This window comes from Bradyrhizobium sp. BRP20 (assembly GCF_020194215.1).
Lineage (GTDB): Bacteria > Pseudomonadota > Alphaproteobacteria > Rhizobiales > Xanthobacteraceae > Bradyrhizobium > Bradyrhizobium yuanmingense.
The window spans coordinates 1-1,421 of record NZ_JADYVY010000072.1; the positions used below are offsets into that span (position 1 = coordinate 1).

General features: G+C 61.3%; 1 protein-coding gene. It reads right to left on the minus strand.

What is annotated here, in order from left to right; all coding sequences use genetic code 11:
- Positions 1-281: 281 nt before the first annotated feature.
- Positions 282-1,325 carry an IS110 family transposase gene (locus tag I6F33_RS37830; RefSeq protein WP_225131108.1) on the minus strand — a complete coding sequence of 348 codons (1,044 nt, stop codon included), beginning with the start codon at positions 1,323-1,325 and terminating at the stop codon, positions 282-284.
- Positions 1,326-1,421: the final 96 nt, after the last annotated feature.

Below are 1,421 nucleotides of genomic sequence, written 5' to 3' on the forward strand. Positions count from 1 at the left end.
CTGACCTTGCCCCCATATGTGGAACGGCCCGCGAGGCAAGAGCTTTTTCAGTCGATTTCACACATTGGGACGGTGCGGTCATATGTCCGGCCTTTGCGCGCGGCACAATATGGCCGCTGGCCTCGATGAGATCCGCGGAACGAGGAGCCAAATCAAGTTTACGCGCTTGAGCGCATTGGGGGCAGTAGCTTCACTCGTTTCGGGATTTCGTCCCAAGGGTTCATCGCCTGTTGTTGCACCTTGCCCTCTGCCGGCCTGCGCCGGTCAGATCATTTTGGTGGTCACTGCGTCACCGCGGTAACCGCCAATGGGTCGGGACGCCGATAACTTCCGCCCTTGTTCAGGAGCGCCCAGATGATCCGCGCTGTCTTATTGGCCTGCGCGACGGCGGCAACCTTGAAGGGCCGTCTGGCAAGAAGGGCCTTCAGCCACGGCCGCGCCCGAGCGTCGTTTCGGACGACCCGCAAGACGGCCGTTGCCCCGACAACGAGGAGAGAGCGGAGTTCCGGATTTCCCATCTTCGATATTCGTCCCAACCGCTCTTTGCCTCCGCTTGAATGAGACCGCGGCGTCAATCCCAGCCAGGCGGCAAAGTGGCGAGCCGACTTGAACCCGCCGGGATCCGGCACAAGCGCCTTGATGGTCGCCGCCGTAATGGCGCCGACGCCAGGGATTGTGGTCAACCGACGCATGTCCTCGTCGCGCTTGGCCTCCACGACGATTGCGCGCTCGAGCCTCTCGATCTGGTCGGCTGAAGCTTCAATCTCGTCGGCAATAGCCATCAGCGCGAAGCGCGCTGCTGCGGGCAGGCGAGCATCTGTCTCATCCCGTATGATTGCGACCAGCGCCTCAACCTTTGCCAGGCCGGCGGTGGCGATGATGCCCAATTCTGCCAGATGCGCGCGCAACGCGTTGACCGCCTGCGTTCGCTGCCGCACTAGAAGAGCGCGGGTCTTCAGCACCATCGCGGCAGCCTGTTGCTCAGCCGTCTTAATCGGCACGAAGCGCATGGTCTTTCGGGTCACCGCTTCGCTGATGGCCTCCGCGTCCGCCGCATCCGTCTTACCACGCTTGACGAAGGGTTTGACATAAGCCGGCGGAATGAGCCGGACCTCATGACCGAGAGCTGCGATCTCGCGTGCCCAATAGTGGGCGCTACCGCATGCTTCCATTCCCACCAGGCATGGTGGCAGCTTCTCAAAGAAACGCAGAACTTCGCTGCGCCGTAGCTTCCGGTTGAACACGGGTGAGCCCTCGGCATCCGCCCCGTGAACCTGGAAAACGTGCTTGGCCAGATCGAGCCCGATGGTGATAACCTGTTTCACGGAACGGTCCCTCCTTTGTGGCGTTCGAACAACGACCACGTTCTAGCACTTTGATGCTGTTGGAGCGGGCCGTTCCACCACATCAAGTTTTATCCA